The 17,481-nt window shown below is 73.3% G+C and carries 20 protein-coding genes; 12 read left to right on the top strand and 8 right to left on the bottom strand.

Annotation, left to right across the window (positions count from 1 at the left end):
- Window positions 1-66: 66 nt before the first annotated feature.
- Window positions 67-717, bottom strand: a complete 651-nt coding sequence (locus DFP74_RS23645) for an NADPH-dependent F420 reductase (protein ID WP_121184855.1) — start codon at window positions 715-717, stop codon at window positions 67-69.
- 133 nt (window positions 718-850) lie between these two features.
- Here DFP74_RS23645 and DFP74_RS23640 point away from each other — a divergent pair, with 133 nt between their 5' ends.
- Window positions 851-1,210, top strand: coding sequence for a helix-turn-helix domain-containing protein (locus DFP74_RS23640; RefSeq protein ID WP_121184853.1), 360 nt, complete (start codon window positions 851-853; stop codon window positions 1,208-1,210).
- A gap of 74 nt (window positions 1,211-1,284) precedes the next feature.
- Here DFP74_RS23640 and DFP74_RS23635 read toward each other — a convergent pair whose 3' ends face one another.
- Window positions 1,285-2,301: an arabinan endo-1,5-alpha-L-arabinosidase gene (locus DFP74_RS23635; RefSeq protein ID WP_121184851.1), complete on the bottom strand. Its 1,017-nt coding sequence runs from the start codon at window positions 2,299-2,301 to the stop codon at window positions 1,285-1,287.
- Between the two features lie 426 nt (window positions 2,302-2,727).
- On the opposite strand from DFP74_RS23635, the gene DFP74_RS23630 reads away from it, so the two are divergent.
- Window positions 2,728-2,937: a hypothetical protein gene (locus DFP74_RS23630; protein ID WP_121184849.1), complete on the top strand. Its 210-nt coding sequence runs from the start codon at window positions 2,728-2,730 to the stop codon at window positions 2,935-2,937.
- Window positions 2,938-3,158: 221 nt separating this feature from the next.
- The gene (locus tag DFP74_RS23625; RefSeq protein ID WP_121184847.1) at window positions 3,159-3,911 is read left to right on the top strand and encodes a thioesterase II family protein; all 753 of its coding nucleotides are present in this window, start codon (window positions 3,159-3,161) and stop codon (window positions 3,909-3,911) included.
- A gap of 136 nt (window positions 3,912-4,047) precedes the next feature.
- On the opposite strand, the gene DFP74_RS23620 is transcribed toward DFP74_RS23625, so the two are convergent.
- Window positions 4,048-4,482 (bottom strand): hypothetical protein, encoded by a 435-nt coding sequence (locus DFP74_RS23620; RefSeq protein WP_121184845.1) that lies wholly within the window; start codon window positions 4,480-4,482, stop codon window positions 4,048-4,050.
- A 78-nt stretch (window positions 4,483-4,560) separates the two neighbouring features.
- On the bottom strand, window positions 4,561-5,184 hold the full coding sequence (locus DFP74_RS23615) for a hypothetical protein (protein WP_121184843.1): 624 nt from the start codon (window positions 5,182-5,184) through the stop codon (window positions 4,561-4,563).
- Window positions 5,185-5,413: 229 nt separating this feature from the next.
- Here DFP74_RS23615 and DFP74_RS23610 point away from each other — a divergent pair, with 229 nt between their 5' ends.
- Window positions 5,414-5,935 carry a GNAT family N-acetyltransferase gene (locus DFP74_RS23610; protein ID WP_121184841.1) on the top strand — a complete coding sequence of 174 codons (522 nt, stop codon included), beginning with the start codon at window positions 5,414-5,416 and terminating at the stop codon, window positions 5,933-5,935.
- A gap of 23 nt (window positions 5,936-5,958) precedes the next feature.
- On the opposite strand, the gene DFP74_RS23605 is transcribed toward DFP74_RS23610, so the two are convergent.
- Entirely contained in the window at window positions 5,959-7,002 is a 1,044-nt protein-coding gene (locus tag DFP74_RS23605) for an aldo/keto reductase (RefSeq protein WP_121184839.1), read from the bottom strand.
- Between the two features lie 97 nt (window positions 7,003-7,099).
- Here DFP74_RS23605 and DFP74_RS23600 point away from each other — a divergent pair, with 97 nt between their 5' ends.
- Window positions 7,100-7,705 (top strand): TetR-like C-terminal domain-containing protein, encoded by a 606-nt coding sequence (locus tag DFP74_RS23600; protein WP_121184837.1) that lies wholly within the window; start codon window positions 7,100-7,102, stop codon window positions 7,703-7,705.
- Window positions 7,706-7,789: 84 nt separating this feature from the next.
- Here the strand turns inward: DFP74_RS23600 and DFP74_RS23595 are convergent, their stop codons facing one another.
- A complete protein-coding gene (locus DFP74_RS23595; protein ID WP_121184835.1) occupies window positions 7,790-8,701 on the bottom strand; it encodes an aldo/keto reductase in 912 nt (303 codons plus the stop codon).
- 76 nt (window positions 8,702-8,777) lie between these two features.
- Window positions 8,778-9,581: an IclR family transcriptional regulator gene (locus tag DFP74_RS23590; RefSeq protein WP_121184833.1), complete on the bottom strand. Its 804-nt coding sequence runs from the start codon at window positions 9,579-9,581 to the stop codon at window positions 8,778-8,780.
- Between the two features lie 176 nt (window positions 9,582-9,757).
- On the opposite strand from DFP74_RS23590, the gene DFP74_RS23585 reads away from it, so the two are divergent.
- The 7 genes from DFP74_RS23585 (at window position 9,758) to pcaD (ending at window position 16,531) form a co-directional block, all read left to right on the top strand.
- Window positions 9,758-10,594: a CoA transferase subunit A gene (locus tag DFP74_RS23585; RefSeq protein WP_121184831.1), complete on the top strand. Its 837-nt coding sequence runs from the start codon at window positions 9,758-9,760 to the stop codon at window positions 10,592-10,594.
- The gene (locus DFP74_RS23580; RefSeq protein WP_121184829.1) at window positions 10,591-11,346 is read left to right on the top strand and encodes a CoA-transferase subunit beta; all 756 of its coding nucleotides are present in this window, start codon (window positions 10,591-10,593) and stop codon (window positions 11,344-11,346) included. Before DFP74_RS23585 ends, DFP74_RS23580 begins: the two co-directional genes overlap by 4 nt.
- A gap of 95 nt (window positions 11,347-11,441) precedes the next feature.
- Window positions 11,442-12,614 (top strand): thiolase family protein, encoded by a 1,173-nt coding sequence (locus tag DFP74_RS23575; RefSeq protein WP_121184828.1) that lies wholly within the window; start codon window positions 11,442-11,444, stop codon window positions 12,612-12,614.
- Window positions 12,615-12,702: 88 nt separating this feature from the next.
- Entirely contained in the window at window positions 12,703-13,461 is a 759-nt protein-coding gene (gene pcaH, locus DFP74_RS23570) for a protocatechuate 3,4-dioxygenase subunit beta (RefSeq protein WP_121184826.1), read from the top strand.
- Window positions 13,458-14,021 (top strand): protocatechuate 3,4-dioxygenase subunit alpha, encoded by a 564-nt coding sequence (pcaG, locus tag DFP74_RS23565; RefSeq protein ID WP_121184824.1) that lies wholly within the window; start codon window positions 13,458-13,460, stop codon window positions 14,019-14,021. Before pcaH ends, pcaG begins: the two co-directional genes overlap by 4 nt.
- Before the next feature lie 12 nt (window positions 14,022-14,033).
- Window positions 14,034-15,395 (top strand): 3-carboxy-cis,cis-muconate cycloisomerase, encoded by a 1,362-nt coding sequence (gene pcaB / locus DFP74_RS23560; protein WP_121184822.1) that lies wholly within the window; start codon window positions 14,034-14,036, stop codon window positions 15,393-15,395.
- 2 nt (window positions 15,396-15,397) lie between these two features.
- The gene (gene pcaD, locus DFP74_RS23555) at window positions 15,398-16,531 is read left to right on the top strand and encodes a 3-oxoadipate enol-lactonase (protein ID WP_121184820.1); all 1,134 of its coding nucleotides are present in this window, start codon (window positions 15,398-15,400) and stop codon (window positions 16,529-16,531) included.
- Between the two features lie 63 nt (window positions 16,532-16,594).
- Here the strand turns inward: pcaD and DFP74_RS23550 are convergent, their stop codons facing one another.
- Window positions 16,595-17,431, bottom strand: coding sequence for an SAM-dependent methyltransferase (locus DFP74_RS23550; protein WP_121184818.1), 837 nt, complete (start codon window positions 17,429-17,431; stop codon window positions 16,595-16,597).
- Between the last annotated feature and the right edge of the window lie 50 nt (window positions 17,432-17,481).

Below are 17,481 nucleotides of genomic sequence, written 5' to 3'. Positions count from 1 at the left end.
CCGCCACGGCGGTCCGGCCGAACGCCGCGGGGCCCGTGCCGACGCGCACGGGCCCCGCGGCCTCGGTCAGGGCGTGGCGCGCACCAGCTTGAACGCGTGGTCCCAACGGCCGTGCAACAGGCCGGGCAGGCACCACAGGACGCACAGGGGCTCGATGGCGCGGGCCGCCTCGACCGGGCCCATGTCCTCGGTCTCCCACCCGAAGGCGTCCAGGATCCCGGTCACCTCGGCCTTGGCTCCGGCGTCGTCGCCGCACACGAACATCGTGGGCGGCCCGCCCTCGAACGCCGGGTCGACCATGGCCTGGTGGCCCACCGAGTTGAACGCCTTGACGAAGCGCACCTCGGGAAACTCCGTCTGGAGGCGTTCCATGAGGGACTCGTCGGGCCCGGTGAAGTAGCCCAGCACCCCGTTCACCGGCGGTGCGTCGGAGATGGGATTGGTCGTGTCGATGACCGTCGTCCCGGCCAGGGTGCGGCCGGCGTCGGCCCGGCGCAGCACCTCGGCCGCGGCCGAGCCCTTGACCGCCAGCACGACCAGCTCGCCGTGGGCGGCCGCCGCCTCCAGGCCCTCCGCCCGTCCGCCGGGGTTCTGTTCCAGCCAGTCGTCGAGTTGGGCGGGATCGCGGGTGCCGAACACGACCTCGTGCCCGCGCGCGTGGAAGCCACTGCCCAGGGCACGGGCCACCGACCCGGAACCCAGAATGCCGACCTTCACGATGTGGTCCTCTCACAGGGACGCGGGCTCGGTCCCGCGCGATGACCGCACGCTACGGACTCGCCGGAAGCCCCCGCAAGTAGGTACTTTCGGGTGCCTGGGGCGTGCGGAGCGCTCCGCTGAGAGGAGGGCCATGGCCGAGGATCGGGTGTACTCCTGTCCGGTGGAGGTGACGGTGGACCTGATCGGCGGTCGCTGGAAGCCGTTGATCCTCTGGTACCTGCGCGAACACGGCGTCCTGCGGCACGGGCAGCTGCGCCGGCTGATCCCCGGCATCACCCAGAAGGTGCTCACGCAGCAGCTGCGTCGGCTCGAGGACGACGGCCTGGTCCAGCGCACGGAGTACCCGCAGGTCCCGCCGCGGGTGGAGTACCGGCTCACCGAGCAGGGGAGCGACCTGCACGAGCTCCTCGACCGCTTCTGCGCCTGGGGCGAGGCCCAGGCGCGGCGCCAGGGCCTGACCATCACCAAGCCGGACACCGCCCCCGCCTGAGGGCGGGCGGCGGCCCCGCGCCGCGCCGGGCCGGGCCGGGTCCGGCGGACCGGCGCGGGGTGCGCGGGCGTGGCCTAGTGGACGTAGGGCCAGCCGGAGGAGTCCCAACCGAGCAGGTTGATGCCCAGCAGTGCCGTGCCGTCGTCGGCGTAGTAGTGGTAGGCGAGGATGTCGCTGTCACTGTCGGCGAAGACGTCCTGGTGCCCGGGGCCGTGGACGCCGCCGTGGCCCGCCAGGACCTCGGTGCCGCCGCCGGAGGTCATCGCGGTGCCGGCGCGGTCGTGGTAGGGGCCCATGATGTCCCGGGAGCGGCCGACCATGACGCGGTAGGTGCTGTCCGCGCCGTTGCAGCACACGTCGAAGGAGACGAACAGGTAGTACCAGCCGTCGCGGTGGAAGAGGGTCGGGGCCTCGATCGCCCCGCCGCCGCGTCCGGCGAGCGAGTACAGGGCGCCGTCGTAGCGCTTGCCGGTCGCCGGGTCGATGCGGACCATCTTGATCCCGGACCAGAACGAGCCGAACGCCATCCACCACCGGCCCTGCGCGTCCACCTGCAGGTGGGGGTCGATCGCGTTGTAGTCGTTCGAGGTGAACGACTCGATGACCAGGCCCTCGTCGCTCCAGGTCCCGGATTCCCCGCTGGTACTGGTCGCCAGGAAGATCGCGGACCGGTTCGAGCCGAAGCTCGAAGCGGAGTAGTAGAGGTAGTAGCGGCCGTTGGCGTGGGACAGGTGTGGAGCCCACAGGTTGCGGTCGCCGCCCGTGTACGGGGTGGTCCACGGCGCGCCGTTGGGAAAGACCGTGCCCGCGTTACGGAAGGCCGTGCGGTCGGTCGAGGTCTTCAGGCCCACGCCGTGCGCGGTGTGGGCGACCAGGTAGCCGCCGTCGGGTCGTTTGACGAAGGACGGGTCGTGCAGCCTGACGTCCCCGGTGACGACACCGGGTCCGGGGTAGTCGGCTGCCGCGGCGAGCGGGGAGGCGGCGGCCGTGGCCACGGCCGGGACCGCGGCCAGCGCTCCCGTCGCCAGGGCCGTGCCGAGCATCGTGCGGCGGGAGAGGAACGGTGAGGGGGTGCGGGGGTGTCGTGTCATGGAGAGCCTCCTCGGGCTCGGGTGCATCCTGGCCGACAGGGGCGGCGGAACCGCGACCGAAGTGTTAGCGCTAACATTTCGTGCGGGCGCGGTGCCCGGCTCGGGTCCGTGGGGTGGGCCCCGCCTCGCGGGCCGCCGCGGACCGTCTCGGTCCGGTGGTCCGCCGGGCCTGCTGTCGGGCACGGGGGGTGGTGTGCCGCGTGGGGGGTAGGGGGTACGGGTCGACGATCGCCGTTCACAATGACGAACACGCTTCGTAATTGTCCGGTCATCGTAAGGTGGCCCCCTGTTCGCGTCAACCCTCCTTCGGGCTCCTTTGTGTCCCCCGCGTGAAGGCCCCGGTCCCCGATCGGGGACGGGTTCGCGCATTCGGGGTAGGTTATGGACGAAGCCAACGACGCCTCACCCGCCCCCTGGAGGCAAAGAATGCGCTTACGGATCGTTCTGTCGACCCTGGTCATCCTGTGGCTGCTGATCGGACTGGTCGCCGCAGTCCAACGAGGTCTCTTCACTCCCGACGAGGCCTCGTGCTCCACCATCGGGCACACGCTGGGCACCGTTTTCGTCGGTCCGTTGAACTACGTCGGGGTGAACCCGAGCGTGGAGTGCCCGACCCTGCCCGAGCCCTCGGAGTAGTCGGGCCTTCGCGCCGGCGCGATCCTGGCAGGTGAGGGGCCGACGCTTCGGGGTCGGCCCCTCGGTCGCTGGTCATGGCAGGGACGACGAACGTAAACCTACCATGTAGGTAGGAATAATAGGCAAAGGTCGGCCCGGCTGGCGGCAACGCTTGTTACCGGCAAGTTCTACTGGCTGGTAGCTTTGCTCCGGTGCCGGATCGGAGAGCGATGGGAGGAACAGTGCACGAGGGCGTCCTGACGCGGATCAGACCCGTCCCCGAGAGCCGGTTCCGGCTCTTCCTCCTGCACCACGCGGGCGGCTCCCCGCAGGGCTACCGGGCCTGGGTCCGCCACTTCCCGGCGGACTGGGACGTCTGCCTGGTCGAGGCGCCGGGGCGCGGCCGCTCGTCGGACAGCGCGCCCTTCACCGACGCCCGAGCCCTGGCCCGCCACCTGTGCGACCACCTCGATCCGTACCTGGACCGGCCCTACGGCCTGTTCGGGCACAGCATGGGCGCGCTGGTGGCCTACGAGATGGCCCTGCGCCTGGCCGGCGGGCGCGCGCCCTCCTGGCTCGGCGTCTCGGCCTGGAGCCCCGCGCCCGGCATCGAGTGGGACCGCCCCCGCCACCGGCTCACCGACGACCGCCTGCGCGCGTCGGTCGCCCGTATGGGGGGCACCTCCACCGCCGTCCTGGACGACCCCGACCTGTGGCGCGCCGCCGAACCCCTCATCCGCGCCGACCTCGCCCTGGTCGACACCTGGCGGCCCCGGCCCGGCACGCCCCGACTGCGCCATCCCGTGACGGTCCTGGGCGGCGAGGACGACCCAGGGATGCCCCCGTCGCGGCTGGCCGCCTGGCACGACCGCGCCGAGGGCCCCGTGCGCACGCACATCCTGCCCGGCGGGCACTTCTACTTCGTCGGCCGCTTGCGCGAGGTCGCCGCGCGCGTGACCGAGGACGTCCGCGCGGCCGAGCCCGTGTCCGTCTGACCGACCACGTCGCGGCGTGACGGCGTCGCGGCCCAGCGGCCCCGGCACACGTCGAGGGCCGGAGCCCGCGGTCCCGATGATCGGGACCGGCTCCGGCCCTCGGCCGCGTCCGACGGCGACCCGGGTCAGACCCAGGTCAGACGTCGCCGCCGATGACGTTCTCGACGAAGACGCGGTAGTCGTGCATGGCCAGTCGCAGCGACTCGGTGTCGCCGCCCCCGCCGCCGTCCTCGCCGTTCTCCCACATCGAACGCAGCGCGGACCGCCGGGCGTTCAGCCGCGCGACGACCGCGTCGCAGACCTCCGCCGCCAGCGTGTCGGCCTCGCGCACGGCCCGTTCGGGGTCGTCGACGAACGCCCCCTGGGCGGTGCGCCAGCGCTCGCGCACGTCCTCCGGCGCGATACCCGGCGCCGGGTCCCAGGAGCGGCCCGCGCCGGCTTCGGCGTCCGGCCGCGGCGACGTGTCTCCGTCCGCGGCCCCCGCGGCCTCCGGCCTGGGGTCGGGGACCCGCGTGTCACCCTCGGTGACCTCGGGCTCGTGTCCACGACCGGTTCCCATGGTGTGCCGCATCGTCTGCACCTCCTCGCTGTCGCGTTCGCTCCGCTGCCGCCGGGCCCGACCCGCGGCGCGGGCCGGGCCCGGAGCGCGTCAGCGACGTGTGCTCGGTCCGGTGGTGAGCCCCGGGCGCCGCGACGTCGGCGACTCGTCCAGCAGGGCCGTCACCAGCCGGCGGTAGGCCACGACGGCCTCCCGCAGCTCCTCGGTCGGGGCCTGCCGGGCGTCGGCCAGACGGCCGGCGGTGTGCGCACCCCGGAACTCGGCGACCACCGAGGGGTGCTCCACGGACAGGTCCTCGACCCTGCGCTCGAACGCCGCGTCGTCCTCGGCGGGGGACGGCCGGCCGGTGTAGCCGCGGTCCGTCATGATCGCCTCGACCAGGAGTCGGGCGTTGCGGACCGCGTCGACCGGGTCGTCCACGAACTGTTGCTGGACCGAGGCCCACGTGCGCTCGTGGATCTCGCGCTCCTGGTCGGTGAGCTCGCGCAGATCCATGTTCTCGTGACGGCGGAGCCGTCCGTGCAGTTCCCGCTCGGCCGCGGCCCTGTCCCCGTGGCTCCGCACGGTGCGGTCGTACTCCGGGCCGAAGCGCTTCTTGAGCCGGGCGGAGCGGCGGGCGGGAACGACCCAGGCCCGCACGGCGATCAGGATCCCGACCACGATGGCGACCGTCGCCACCGCGACGAGGATGGTCACGATGATTCCGGTGTCCATGACGACACCTCCTAACTTGACCTCCTTGTGTGCGGGACTGCCCTTGACGGCCCCGTGTGAAACTCCGTGCCGAGCCATGACCCGTCCACGATCGGCGTTCGCGCAGGTCGGTGGCGGCGGGATTGTGCGTATCCGTTTCCGCCCCGGCCCGCCGCCCCACCGGACAGGGGGTGGGGTCACAGGGGACACCCCCCTGTCCGGGTGGTCGGAACCGGGTTACCTTTGTGATATGGGACTAGAGCTGCCGACCGACCGACTCCGTATCCGCGAGTGGGAGCTGAGCGACGCCGACGCGGCCCTGAAGGTCTACGGGGCCGAGGATGTCGCTCACTGGCTGACGCCGGAGTGGCAACCGGTGAACGATGTCGACGCGATGCGCTCGGTGCTGCACGCCTGGATCGAGGCCGGGCCGAACCTGGTCCCGCCGGCGGGCCGCTGGGCGATCGTGCGCGAGTCCGACGGGGAGCTGGTGGGCGGTCTGTCCCTGAAGCTCCTGCCGCCCTTCGAGGAGGACTTCGAACTCACCTGGGCCGTGCGCCCGGACGTGTGGGGACAGGGCTACGCCACCGAGGCCAGCCAGGCGCTCATGGACTGGGCGTTCAAGCAGGGGATCGAGGAGGTCTTCGCCGTCGCGCGTCCTGACAACTCCCGGGCGATCGCCGTGGCGCGCCGGCTCGGCATGGAGTGGGTGGGGGAGACGGAGAAGTACTACGACATGCGGCTCCAGGTCTTCCGCATGCGTCCGGTCTGAGCCCTCGAGCGGGGCGGGCGCGCTCACGGGCGCGGGAACAGCGGGGGGTCGAGTCTGGCGAAACCCTCCTGGCGCTCGTAGGGGAAGCGGGGGTAGGGAGCGGGCCGGTGGCTCACCGCGTCCAGTCGCGCCACCTGGGCGGGAGTGAGCTCCCAGCCGACCGCGCCGAGGTTCTCGCGCAGCTGCGCCTCGTCGCGTGCGCCGATGATGACCGAGGACACCGTCGGCCGGCGCAGCAGCCAGTTGATCGCGACCTGGGGGACCGAGCGGCCCACCTCCCCGGCGATCTCGTCCAGGGCCTCGACCACGTCGTAGAGCAGCTCGTCGTCCACCGGTGGGCCAAGCTCGGCGGTCCGGTGCAGGCGGCTGCGCTCGGGCAGGGGCCGCCCGCGGCGGACCTTGCCGGTGAGCCGTCCCCAGCCCAGCGGGCTCCACACCATCGCGCCCACCCCCTGGTCCAGGCCCAGCGGCATGAGTTCCCACTCGTAGTCGCGGCCGACCAGGGAGTAGTAGACCTGGTGGACGATGTGGCGGGGCGCGTGCAGGCGGTCGGCGGCGGCCAGCGACTTCATCAGCTGCCAGCCGGCGAAGTTGGACACCCCCACGTAGCGGACCTTGCCGTCGCGCACCAGCGTGTCGAGCGCGGAGAGGCCCTCCTCCACCGGGGTGCCGGCGTCGAAGCCGTGCAGCTGGAGCAGGTCGATGTGATCGGTGTCCAGGCGGCGCAGCGCGTCCTCGGCGGCACGGATGATCCGGGAGCGCGAGGTGCCCGCGTCCTGGGGTCCCTCGCCCGTGGGCAGGCCGAACTTGGTGGAGAGCAGGACCTCGTCGCGGCGGCCCTTGACCGCGGCGCCCAGGACCTCTTCGGCGGCTCCGTCGGAGTAGGCGTCGGCGCTGTCGAAGAGGGTCAGGCCCGCCTCGAGGCTGATGTCGACCAGGCGTCGTGCCTGGTCGGCGTCGGTGCCGCCCCACTCGCTGAACAGCGGGCCGTGGCCGGCGAAGGTACCGGTGCCCAGGCTCAGCTCGGGTACGCGCAGGCCGCTGGCGCCCAGGGTGCGGTATCGCATGGAGTCCTCCTACAGAGACCACTAACGGGTCAGTTGTTCCGTTAAGATGTCTCGTACGCTAGCACGAACGACGCTTTAATGGAACTGGAGTCCCTTTATGGTTGGTGAGCCGGGAAGCGTCCGCCCTGGAGGACGCACCGCGCGGGTCAGGGCCGCGGTCCTGGCCGCGGCGGGCGACGCCCTGGCCGAACACGGGATGGCCGGTCTCGACCTGGCCGACGTCGCGCGGCGCGCCGAGGTCGGCCGGACCACCGTCTACCGGCGCTGGGGGACCGTGCCCGCGCTGGTCGCGGACCTGTTGGCGGACATGGCGGAGCAGTCCCTACCGCGCGTGGAGACCGGATCGCTGGCGGAGGACCTGCTGGCCAACGCCCGCCTGGTGCGCCGCACCCTGTCCGATCCCCGGCAGGGGGCGCTGTTCAAGGCGATGATCGCCGCCGCGGCGTGCGACGAGCGCACCGCCGAGGCGCTGCACCGCTTCTACGCCGCGAGGATCGCCGAGTGGGCCCCCTGCGTGGAGCAGGCGGTCGGGCGCGGGGAGGTTCCGCCCGGCACCGACGCCGCCGAGGTGGTCCGGGCGGTGTCGGCCCCGCTGTACTACCGCCTCCTGGTCAGCGGCGACCCCCTGGACGAGGCGACCGCCGAACGCTGCGCCCGGGCCGCGGTCGAGGCGGCCCGGGCGGGGGTCTTCGTGTCCGGGTGATCCCGTCGCCGTGACCCGGGTGCCCGGGACATGGGGCGCCGGACGTCGCGGGCGCCGGGCGTCGGGGTCACCGGCCCGGGGCTCCTAGGCTCCGAGGAACCGGCCGATGCGCTCGGTCTCCTCCTCCGTCAGGCGCACGGCGGCCGCCGCCGTGTTCTCCTCCAGGTGGGCCACGCGTGAGGTGCCGGGAATGGGCACCATCACGGGGGAGCGGTGCAGCAGCCAGGCCAGCGACAGCTGGACCGGGCTCACCCCGTGCTCGGCGGCGATCGCGGCCAGGGGCGAGTCCGGGCCGGCCAGCTCACCGCGCGCGACCGGCGCCCAGGGCAGGAAGGCGATCCCGTCGCGCTCACACTGCTCGAGCACCTCCTCGTGCTCGCGGAAGGCGGCGTCGTAGCGGTTCTGGACCGAGGCGACGGGCGCGATGGCGCGTGCGGCCGAGAGCTCGTCCACGGTCACCTCGCTCAGCCCGATGTGCCGGATCTTGCCCTCCGCGCGCAGCTCCAACAGGGCGCCGAGCTGGTCGGCCAGCGGCACCTCCGGGTCGATCCGGTGCAGCTGGAACAGGTCCAGACGCTCCACCCCCAGCCGGCGCAGGCTGAGCTCGGCCTGCTGCTTGAGGTACTCGGGGCGGCCCAGGCGGTGCCACTGGGAAGGGCCGGTGCGCGCCAGCCCGGCCTTGGTTCCGATGACGAGGTCCTCGGGGTAGGGGTGCAGCGCCTCGTGGATGAGCTCCTCGCTGGTCCCCGGGCCGTAGGAGTCGGCGGTGTCGATGAAGGAGACGCCCAGTTCGACGGCGCGGCGCAGGACCGCCAGGGCCTCGTCGCGGTCGCGGGGCGGTCCCCACACCCCCTCGCCCACGATCCGCATCGCACCGAAACCGAGCCGGTGCACGGGCAGGTCGCCGCCCAGTGCGAAGGTTCCCGCCTGCGCGGCATTGCTGTGTACGTCGATCACGTGAACCGTCCTGTGTCCAGAAGTGGGTCGTGGACCCATCCTCCGGCACCGCGCGCGTCCCGAACAGCGGGGGACACGCCGGGCCCCCGCGTTCTCGCGGCCTCCGCCCGGCTCCTCAGGCGCCGGCGTCGCGCCGGGCGACCGAGGCCAGGTCGGACTCGATGCGGGCGGTGGTCTCCAGCAGGACGGGCAGCAGGTCGCGCCGGATGTCCTCGTTCGAGGAGCGGTTGGCGTGGGCGGAGACGTTGGTGGCGGCGATGACGCGGCCCGAGGCGTCGCGGATGGGGGCGGCCAGCGATCGCAGGCCCTCCTCCAACTCCTGGTCGACGATGCAGTAGCCGAGCTCGCGGACCCGCAGGACCTCGGCGCGCAGCTCGGAGGGGTCGGTGATGGTGAAGCGCGTGAGGGGCTTGAGCTCCACGCGCCCGAGGTAGGCGTCGAGTTCGGCGTCGTCGAGCCCGGCGAGGAGCACGCGGCCCATCGAGGTGGCCGAGGCGGGGAAGCGGGTGCCCACGGTGATCGCGACCGCCATGATGCGCGAGGTCGCCACGCGCGCGACGTAGAGGACGTCGTCGCCCTCCAGCACCGAGACCGACGCCGACTCGTGCACGCGCGCGGACAGGTCCTCCAGGTGCGGCTGGGCCACGTCGGGCAGGCCGGCGGAGGCGACGTAGGCGTAGCCGAGCTCCAGCACGCGGGGCGTGAGGGAGAACAGCCGGCCGTCGGTGCGCACGTAGCCGAGGTCGCCCAGGGTGAGCAGGAAGCGGCGGGCCGCGGCGCGCGTCAGGTCCGTCTCGCGGGCGACCTCGCTCAGCGTCATGGAGGGGCGCTCCGCGGAGAAGGCGCGGATCACCATCAGCCCCCGCTCCAGGGACTGGACGAAGTGGGAGCCGCGAGCGGTGTCGTCGTCGGTGGGCATGGAGCCTTCCTGGGTCGGGAGTCGTGCGGCAGGCGTGGGGCCCTTCGCGATGTTCTCATGTCGCACAGGCGGGATCGCACTCGTGGGCGCCTTGACCCCGTCCGTGGTCGACGCTACTGTCGTACCCAAGATGTTCGCTGTGTGAACATGCATTCGCTATACGAACGGGAGGTCACATGATCGTCCCCCTGGACGAGGCGGTCCGTGAACTCGTCCATGACGGCGACACCGTCGCCCTGGAGGGGTTCACCCACCTCATCCCGGTCGCCGCCGGGCACGAGATCATCCGCCAGGGCCTGCGCGACCTCACGCTGGTCCGGATGACCCCCGACATCGTCTACGACCAGCTCATCGGCGCGGGATGCGCCGCCAAGCTCGTGTTCTCCTGGGGCGGCAACCCCGGCGTGGGCTCGCTGCACCGGTTCCGCGACGCCGTGACCTCCTCCTGGCCGGTTCCGCTGGAGATCGAGGAGCACAGCCACGCGGGCATGGCCAACCGCTACGTCGCCGGGGCCTCCGGTCTGCCCTTCGCCGTCCTGCGCGGCTACAGCGGCACCGACCTGGTGGCGCACAACCCCCACATCAAGTCGATCACCTGCCCCTTCACCGGGCAGGAACTGGCCGCGGTCCCCGCGATCAACCCCGACGTCACCATCGTGCACGCCCAGCGCGCCGACACCCGCGGCAACGTCCAGCTGTGGGGCATCACCGGCATCCAGAAGGAGGCCGCCCTGGCGGCCGAGCGGGTCCTGGTCACCGTGGAGGAGGTCGTGGACACCCTCGACCCCGTTCCCGGGCAGGTCATCCTGCCCGAGCGCGTGGTCACCGCCGTCAGTCCGGTCCCCGGCGGGGCCGCGCCCTCCTACGCGCACGGCTACTACGAGCGCGACAACGACGCCTACAAGGCCTGGGACGCGATCGGCCGCGACCGCGCCGCCTTCACCGCGTGGTTGGAGGAGCTCACGGGCACGTCCGACCGCACCAGCGCCCAGCCCGCAGGGAGGGGCCTGTGACCACCGTGACCTGGACCTCCGACGAGATCATGACGGTCACCGCGGCGCGCTCGCTGCGCGACCGGATGGCCTGCTTCGTCGGGATCGGCCTGCCCAGCACCGCCGCGAACGTGGCCCGGCGCACGCACGCGCCCGGACTGTGGATGATCTACGAGTCCGGGACCCTGGGCGCGGTGCCCGACCACCTGCCGCTGTCCATCGGCGACGGCATCCTGGCCGAGACGGCCGACACCGTGGTGTCCGTGCCCGAGGTGTTCAACTACTGGCTCCAGCCGGGCCGGATCGACGTGGGCTTCCTGGGTGCCGCGCAGATCGACCGGTACGCCAACATCAACACCACGGTGATCGGCGACTACGACGCGCCCAAGGTCCGGCTGCCCGGGGCGGGCGGCGCTCCGGAGATCGCCGCGTCCTGCCGCGAGGTCGTGGTCATCATGCGCCAGAGCCCCCGGGCCTTCGTCGACCGCGTCGACTTCGTGACCTCGGTCGGCCACGGCGCCGGTCCGGGCGACCGCGAACGGCTCGGACTGACGGGTGCGGGTCCGATGCGGGTCATCACCGACCTCGGCGTCATGGAGCCCCATCCCGAGACCAGGGAACTCGTCCTGACCGGCGTGCACCCGGGTGTGGACGTGGCGGCGGTCAGGGAGGCGACCGGGTGGGACCTGTCGGTCGCGGAGGACCTCGCGATCACCCCCGAGCCGACCACGCGGGAGCTCGCGGTGCTGCGGGAGCTGACCGGGTCGGCGTGAGCCGGGAGCATCCGACTACTATACCTAACACTGTTAGGTTCAACATCGCCCGCGACCGGCCCCGCGCCGGCCGCGCCACACCCTGGAGGCCCACGGTGACCGACGCCTACATCCTCGACGCCGTCCGCACCCCCTTCGGCAAGTTCGGCGGCGCCCTGTCGGGCGTACGCCCCGACGACCTCGCCGCCCACGTGCTGTCGTCGCTGGCCGAGCGGGGCGGCGCCGACCCCGAGGCCTACGACGAGGTCTACCTCGGCAACGCCAACGGCGCCGGCGAGGAGAACCGCAACGTCGCCCGCATGGCCGCGCTCCTGGCGGGCCTGCCCACCGGACTGCCCGGAGCCACCGTCAACCGGCTGTGCGGATCGGGCCTGGAGGCCGTCGTCCAGGCCGCCCGCACGGTCGAGACCGGCGACGCGAGCCTCACCCTGGCCGGGGGCGTGGAGTCCATGAGCCGGGCCCCCTGGGTCCTGCCCAAGCCCGCCAAGGGCTTCCCCGCCACCGACGCCACGCTGCACTCCACCACCCTGGGCTGGCGCATGGTCAACCCCGCGATGCCCGACCAGTGGACGATCTCGCTCGGCGAGAGCACCGAGCGCCTGGCCGACACGTTCGGCATCGACCGCGCCGAGCAGGACGCCTTCGCCCTGGCCAGCCACACCAAGGCCGCCCGGGCCTGGGCCGAGGGCGTCTTCGACGACCAGATCGTCCAGGTCCCCGGCGCCGAACTGGAACGCGACGAGTGCATCCGGGCGACCACCGCCGACAAGCTCGCCGGACTCAAGACCTCGTTCCGCGCCGAGGGCACCGTCACCGCCGGCAACGCCTCGCCGCTCAACGACGGAGCGGCGGGCCTGGTCATCGGCGACCGCCGGGGCGCCGAGGCCACCGGGCTGGAGCCCATGGCCCGCATCGCCGGGCGCGGCACGGCCGGCGTCGACCCCGACGTGTTCGGCATCGGCCCCGTCCAGGCCGCCGAGACCGCGCTGCGGCGCGCCGGCATCGGCTGGGGCGACCTGTCGGTGGTCGAACTCAACGAGGCCTTCGCCGCCCAGTCGCTGGCGTGCCTGCGCGGCTGGCCGGACCTGGACCCCGCCATCGTCAACCCGCACGGCGGCGCCATCGCCATCGGCCACCCGCTGGGCGCCTCCGGTGCGCGCGTGGTCGGCCAGCTCGCCCACGAACTGCGCCGGCGCGGCGGGGGCTGGGGCCTGGCCGCCCTGTGCATCGGGGTCGGCCAGGGCATCGCCGTCGTCCTGGAGGCCTGAACCGGCCCGCACACGAACAGACTGAGAAGACGAGCACGCGGGCCGGGGTCGACGACCGGGCGCCGCACTGAGGGAAAGAACCACCGCCATGCCCACCACACCGGACGGGACCCCGCGCGGGCTCATCGTGCCCGGCTACATCCGCGACCACGACACCCACCCGCCCCTGGACTACCCGGGCTACAAGAGCACCGGGCTGCGCCATCCCAAGCGGCCCCTCACCCTGCTCCCGCACACGCTCACCGAGATCACCTCGCCCGTGCTGGGCCAGGACCGCCTCGGCGAACTCGACCACGACCTGACCCGCCAGCACGAGGAGGAGCCGCAGGGACAGCGGATCATCCTGCACGGCCAGGTGCGCGACAGCGACGGCACCCCCGTCCCGCACACCCTGGTCGAGATCTGGCAGGCCAACGCCGCCGGGCGCTACCGCCACACCGCGGACGACTGGCCCGCCCCCCTGGACCCCCACTTCACCGGGGTCGGGCGCGTCCTCACCGACGCCGACGGCCGCTACCGGTTCGTCACCATCCGCCCGGGCGCCTACCCCTGGAAGAACCACCGCAACGCCTGGCGGCCCGCCCACATCCACTTCTCCCTGTTCGGCCGGGCCTTCACCCAGCGGCTCGTCACGCAGATGTACTTCCCCGACGACCCGCTGTTCTTCCAGGACCCCATGTGGAACTCGGTGCCCGACCCCAAGGCGCGCGAGCGCATGCTCGCCCGGTTCGACTACGACACCACCGAGCCCGAGTGGGCCCTGGCCTACCGGTGGGACATCGTGCTGCGCGGACGCGAGCAGACGCCGTTCGAGTCCGACGAGGAGATCATGGAGGACGACGAATGAGCACCCACCCCACCACGCCGTCCCAGACGGTGGGCCCCTACCTGCACATCGGCCTGCCCTGGGCCGACGGCCCCTTCGCCGTCGCCGAGGGCGCGCCCGACGCGGTGTGGATCCGCGGCACCGTCTACGACGGGGCGGGGGCGATCGTCCCCGACGCCCTCATCGAGACCTGGCAGGCCGACCCCGAGGGCCGCTTCGACCACCCCGACGACCCTCGCGGCGCCGAGTCCCACCCCGACTTCCGCGCCTTCGGCCGCTGCCCCACCGACGCCTCGGGCGAGTACGGCATCCTCACCCTCAAGCCCGGCACCGTGCCGGGACCCGAGGGCGACCAGGCGCCGCACATCGACGTCTCGGTGTTCGCGCGCGGCATGCTGAACCGCGTCGTGACCCGGGTGTACTTTCCGGAGGAGGAGGCGGCCAACGCCGCCGACCCGGTCCTGAACAGCATCGACGACCCCGAGGCCCGGTCCACCCTGGTGGCCCGCCCCGCCCCGGACGGCTACCGCTTCGACGTCCGCCTCCAGGGCGACGCAGAGACCGTCTTCTTCGACATCTAGCGAGGAACCAGCATGCCCGGCCTGTTCGACGGTGTCCTCAACCACGGCCCCGTGGGTCCGCTGACCGATGACACCGCCTGGCTCCAGGCCCTGCTCGACACCGAGGCCGCGCTCGCGCGCGCCCTGGCCGACACCGGGGCCATCACAGCGGACCGGGCCGAGGCGATCGCCTCCGCCTGCACCGCGGACCGCTACGACCCCGACGCACTGGGGCGGGCCGCCGCGGGCGGGGGCAACCCGGTCATCCCCCTGGTCAAGGAGCTGACCGCGGCGGTCGGTGAGGTCGACCCGGAGGCTGCGCGCCACGTCCACCAGGGCGCCACCAGCCAGGACGTCATGGACACCGCCGCCATGCTGGTGGCCCGCCGCGCCGGGCGGGCGATCCTGGCCGACCTGGCCGACCTCACCGGCGACCTGCGCCAGCTGGCCGCCCACCACCGCACCACGCCCATGCCCGGGCGCACCCTGCTCCAACAGGCCCTGCCCACCACCTTCGGTGCGGTCGCCGCGAGCTGGTCCCACGGCCTGTCCGAGGCCGCGGACCGCCTCGACACCGTCCTGCGCACCGGGTTGGCCGTCCAGCTCGGCGGCGCCGTGGGCACCCTGGCCTCCCTGGGCGCCGACGGGCCGGCGGTCACCGCCGCCCTGGCCGCCCGCCTGGACCTGCCCGCACCCGTCCTGCCCTGGCACACCGAACGCGGCCGCGTCGCGGAGCTGGCCGCCGCCCTGGCGCGGGTCTGCGGCGCCGTCGGCACGTGCGCGCAGGACATCGTCCTGCTCGCCCAGACCGAGGTCGGCGAGGTGACCGAGGAGGGCGGTCCCGGGGTCGGCGGGTCCTCCACCCTGCCGCACAAGCGCAACCCCGTCGCCGCCGTCGGCGCGCTGGCCGCCGCCCGCCAGGCACCCGGGCTGGCCGCCACCCTCTTCGCCGCCCAGATCCAGGAGCACCAGCGGGCGGCGGGCGCCTGGCACTCCGAGTGGCTGCCCCTGACGGACCTGCTGCGCCGCACCGGCAGCGCGGTGTCCTGGCTGCGCACCGGGGCGACCCGGCTGCGGGTGCACCCCGAGCGCATGCGCGCCAACCTCGACGCCACCGCGGGGCTGGCCCTGAGCGAACGCGTCACCACCGACCTGGCCCCCGAACTCGGCCGGCTTGACGCCCACCGGCTCGTCACCGCAGCCTGCGAGGAGACCGCGGCCACCGGCCGGCCGCTGGCCGAGGTCCTGGCCGAGCGCCTGGCCGGCAGCCGTACCCGCGAGCGCGTCGAGACCCTGCTGGACCCGGCGGGCTACCTGGGCGCCGCCGCCGAGTTCACCGACCGGGTCACCGCGGCCGGGGGCCGCGGCGACCGGACGAGCACCGACGAAGGATGAGCATGAGCGTTGACCTGCACTACACCGACAGCGGCCCCGCCGACGCCCCGCCCGTGGTCCTGGCCGGCTCCCTGGGGGCCACCCTGGACATGTGGGAGCCCCAGGTGGAGGCGCTCTCCGCGCTCTTCCGGGTGATCCGGATCGACCACCGCGGCCACGGCGGCTCGCCCGTGCCCGAGGGGCCCTACTCCATGGCCGACCTCGGTGGGGACGTCGTGCGGCTGCTCGACCGGCTGGGGATCGAGCGCGCCCACTTCGTCGGACTGTCCATCGGCGGCATGGTCGGCCAGTGGCTCGCGCTGCACGCGCCCGAGCGGGTGGACCGCCTCGCGCTGCTGGCCACCTCCCCGCACATGGGCCCGGCCCAGAACTGGCGGGACCGCGCCGAGCTGGTACGGCGGGAGGGGACCGGCGCCGTCGCCGAGTCGGTGGTCGAGCGCTGGTTCACCCCCGACTTCGCCAAGGGGCGCGCCGCCGAGACCGGCGCACTGCGCGACCAGATCGCCGCGACCGCCGCGGAGGGCTACGCCGGCTGCTGCGGGGCCATCGAGAACTGGGACGTGCGCGAGGACCTGGCGCGGATCCAGGCGCCCACGCTGGTCGTCTCGGGCGCCGACGACCCCGCCGCCCCGCCCGCGGGCCACGGGGCGCTGATCGCCGAGCGCGTCCCGGGCGCGCGCCTGGCGGTCCTGGACGGGGCCGCCCACCTGCTGTCCTGGGAGCAGAGCGCGAAGGTCAACACCCTGCTGACCGCGCACCTCACCGCCGGGGACCGCGCCTCGGCGGGCATGCGGGTGCGCCGGAGCGTCCTGGGGGACGCGCACGTGGACCGCGCCGAAGCGCGCAAGACGCCCTTCAGTGAGCCGTTCCAGGACCTCATCACGCGCTACGCCTGGGGTGAGATCTGGACCCGCCCGGGGCTGGACCGCCGCACACGCAGCTGCATGGTGCTCACCGCCCTGGTCGCGCACGGCCACTGGGCCGAGCTGGCGATGCACGTGCGCGCGGCCCTGCGCAACGGGCTGACCCGGGACGAGATCGGCGAGGTCTTCCTGCAGGCCGCGATCTACTGCGGGGTCCCCGCCGCCAACAAGGCCTTCGCCGTGGCCCAGGAGGTCTTCGCCGAGCAGGACTGACCACCGGCGGGCCGGGGCCGGGCCGAAAGCCCCGCCCCGCCCCGGACCGCCGAGGGCCGTGGATCAGCGCCGGAAGGCGACGCCCGACAGCTCCCAGAGCTTGCTCTCGGGGGAGGTGGGACGGAACCGGGGCTCGGCGTCCGGCTTGCGCCAGGTGGCGCAGTCCACGGCGAACGGGCCCTGGTCGCGTCCGTCCATCCACGGGCTGGCCAGCTCCAGGCCCTCGAAGACCACGGAGGCCTCCTCGGGGCTGCGCACCCGGCCCCACGGGGTGCCGAAGGACAGGATCTTGTCGGTCATCCAGACGGCGGCGGCCGGGTCGTCGGAGACGATGTGCGAGAAGATGACGCACGAGCCGGGAGCCAGCCGGTCCATCAGCCGCCGCACCATGCCGAACGGGTCGCTCTCATCGGGCAGGCAGTGCAGGAGCGAGACCAGCATGACGCACAGCGGCCGGTCGAGGTCGAGGAGCCGGGCGGTCTCGGGGGCGCCGAGAATGCGGTCGGTGTCACGGATGTCGGCGAGCAGGAACGCGGTCCTGGCGCTGTCGTCGACCAGCGCGCGGCCGTGCGAGAGCACCATGGGGTCGTGGTCGACGTAGACGACCCTGGCCTCGGGGTTGTGCCGCTGGGCCGCGTGGTGGGTGTTGTCGGCGGTGGGCAGGCCGGCGCCCAGGTCGAGGAACTGGTCCACGCCCTGCGCGGCGACGAATTCCACCGCCCGCGCGAGATAGGCGCGGTTGTCATTGGCGAAGGCGACCAATTCGGGGATGCCGTTCGCAAGGGCCTCGCAGGCTTTGCGATCCGCCTCGAAGTTGTCCTTTCCGCCCAGCAGGAAATCGTACATGCGTGCGATGCTGGGGGTTTCCATGTCGATGTTGGGGGGGAAGTGGTCGGCCATCGAGGGGCACCAATCCGGTCGGTCGGGAGGAGATGATCTCCAGGCGAATC

It is taken from the genome of Nocardiopsis sp. Huas11 (genome assembly GCF_003634495.1).
Taxonomy (GTDB): Bacteria; Actinomycetota; Actinomycetes; order Streptosporangiales; family Streptosporangiaceae; genus Nocardiopsis.
The sequence above is the reverse complement of the archived record's forward strand: the minus strand, read 5'-3'. Positions and strand labels throughout refer to the sequence as shown.

Coding starts and splice junctions, on each gene's coding strand:
- DFP74_RS23640 (WP_121184853.1), top strand. CDS start 851: ATGGCCGAGGATCGGGTGTACTCCTGTCCGGTGGAGGTGACGGTGGAC.
- DFP74_RS23635 (WP_121184851.1), bottom strand. CDS start 2,301: ATGACACGACACCCCCGCACCCCCTCACCGTTCCTCTCCCGCCGCACG.
- DFP74_RS23630 (WP_121184849.1), top strand. CDS start 2,728: ATGCGCTTACGGATCGTTCTGTCGACCCTGGTCATCCTGTGGCTGCTG.
- DFP74_RS23620 (WP_121184845.1), bottom strand. CDS start 4,482: ATGCGGCACACCATGGGAACCGGTCGTGGACACGAGCCCGAGGTCACC.
- DFP74_RS23615 (WP_121184843.1), bottom strand. CDS start 5,184: ATGGACACCGGAATCATCGTGACCATCCTCGTCGCGGTGGCGACGGTC.
- DFP74_RS23610 (WP_121184841.1), top strand. CDS start 5,414: ATGGGACTAGAGCTGCCGACCGACCGACTCCGTATCCGCGAGTGGGAG.
- DFP74_RS23605 (WP_121184839.1), bottom strand. CDS start 7,002: ATGCGATACCGCACCCTGGGCGCCAGCGGCCTGCGCGTACCCGAGCTG.
- DFP74_RS23600 (WP_121184837.1), top strand. CDS start 7,100: ATGGTTGGTGAGCCGGGAAGCGTCCGCCCTGGAGGACGCACCGCGCGG.
- DFP74_RS23595 (WP_121184835.1), bottom strand. CDS start 8,701: ATGGGTCCACGACCCACTTCTGGACACAGGACGGTTCACGTGATCGAC.
- DFP74_RS23590 (WP_121184833.1), bottom strand. CDS start 9,581: ATGCCCACCGACGACGACACCGCTCGCGGCTCCCACTTCGTCCAGTCC.
- DFP74_RS23585 (WP_121184831.1), top strand. CDS start 9,758: ATGATCGTCCCCCTGGACGAGGCGGTCCGTGAACTCGTCCATGACGGC.
- pcaH (WP_121184826.1), top strand. CDS start 12,703: ATGCCCACCACACCGGACGGGACCCCGCGCGGGCTCATCGTGCCCGGC.
- pcaG (WP_121184824.1), top strand. CDS start 13,458: ATGAGCACCCACCCCACCACGCCGTCCCAGACGGTGGGCCCCTACCTG.
- pcaB (WP_121184822.1), top strand. CDS start 14,034: ATGCCCGGCCTGTTCGACGGTGTCCTCAACCACGGCCCCGTGGGTCCG.
- pcaD (WP_121184820.1), top strand. CDS start 15,398: ATGAGCGTTGACCTGCACTACACCGACAGCGGCCCCGCCGACGCCCCG.
- DFP74_RS23550 (WP_121184818.1), bottom strand. CDS start 17,431: ATGGCCGACCACTTCCCCCCCAACATCGACATGGAAACCCCCAGCATC.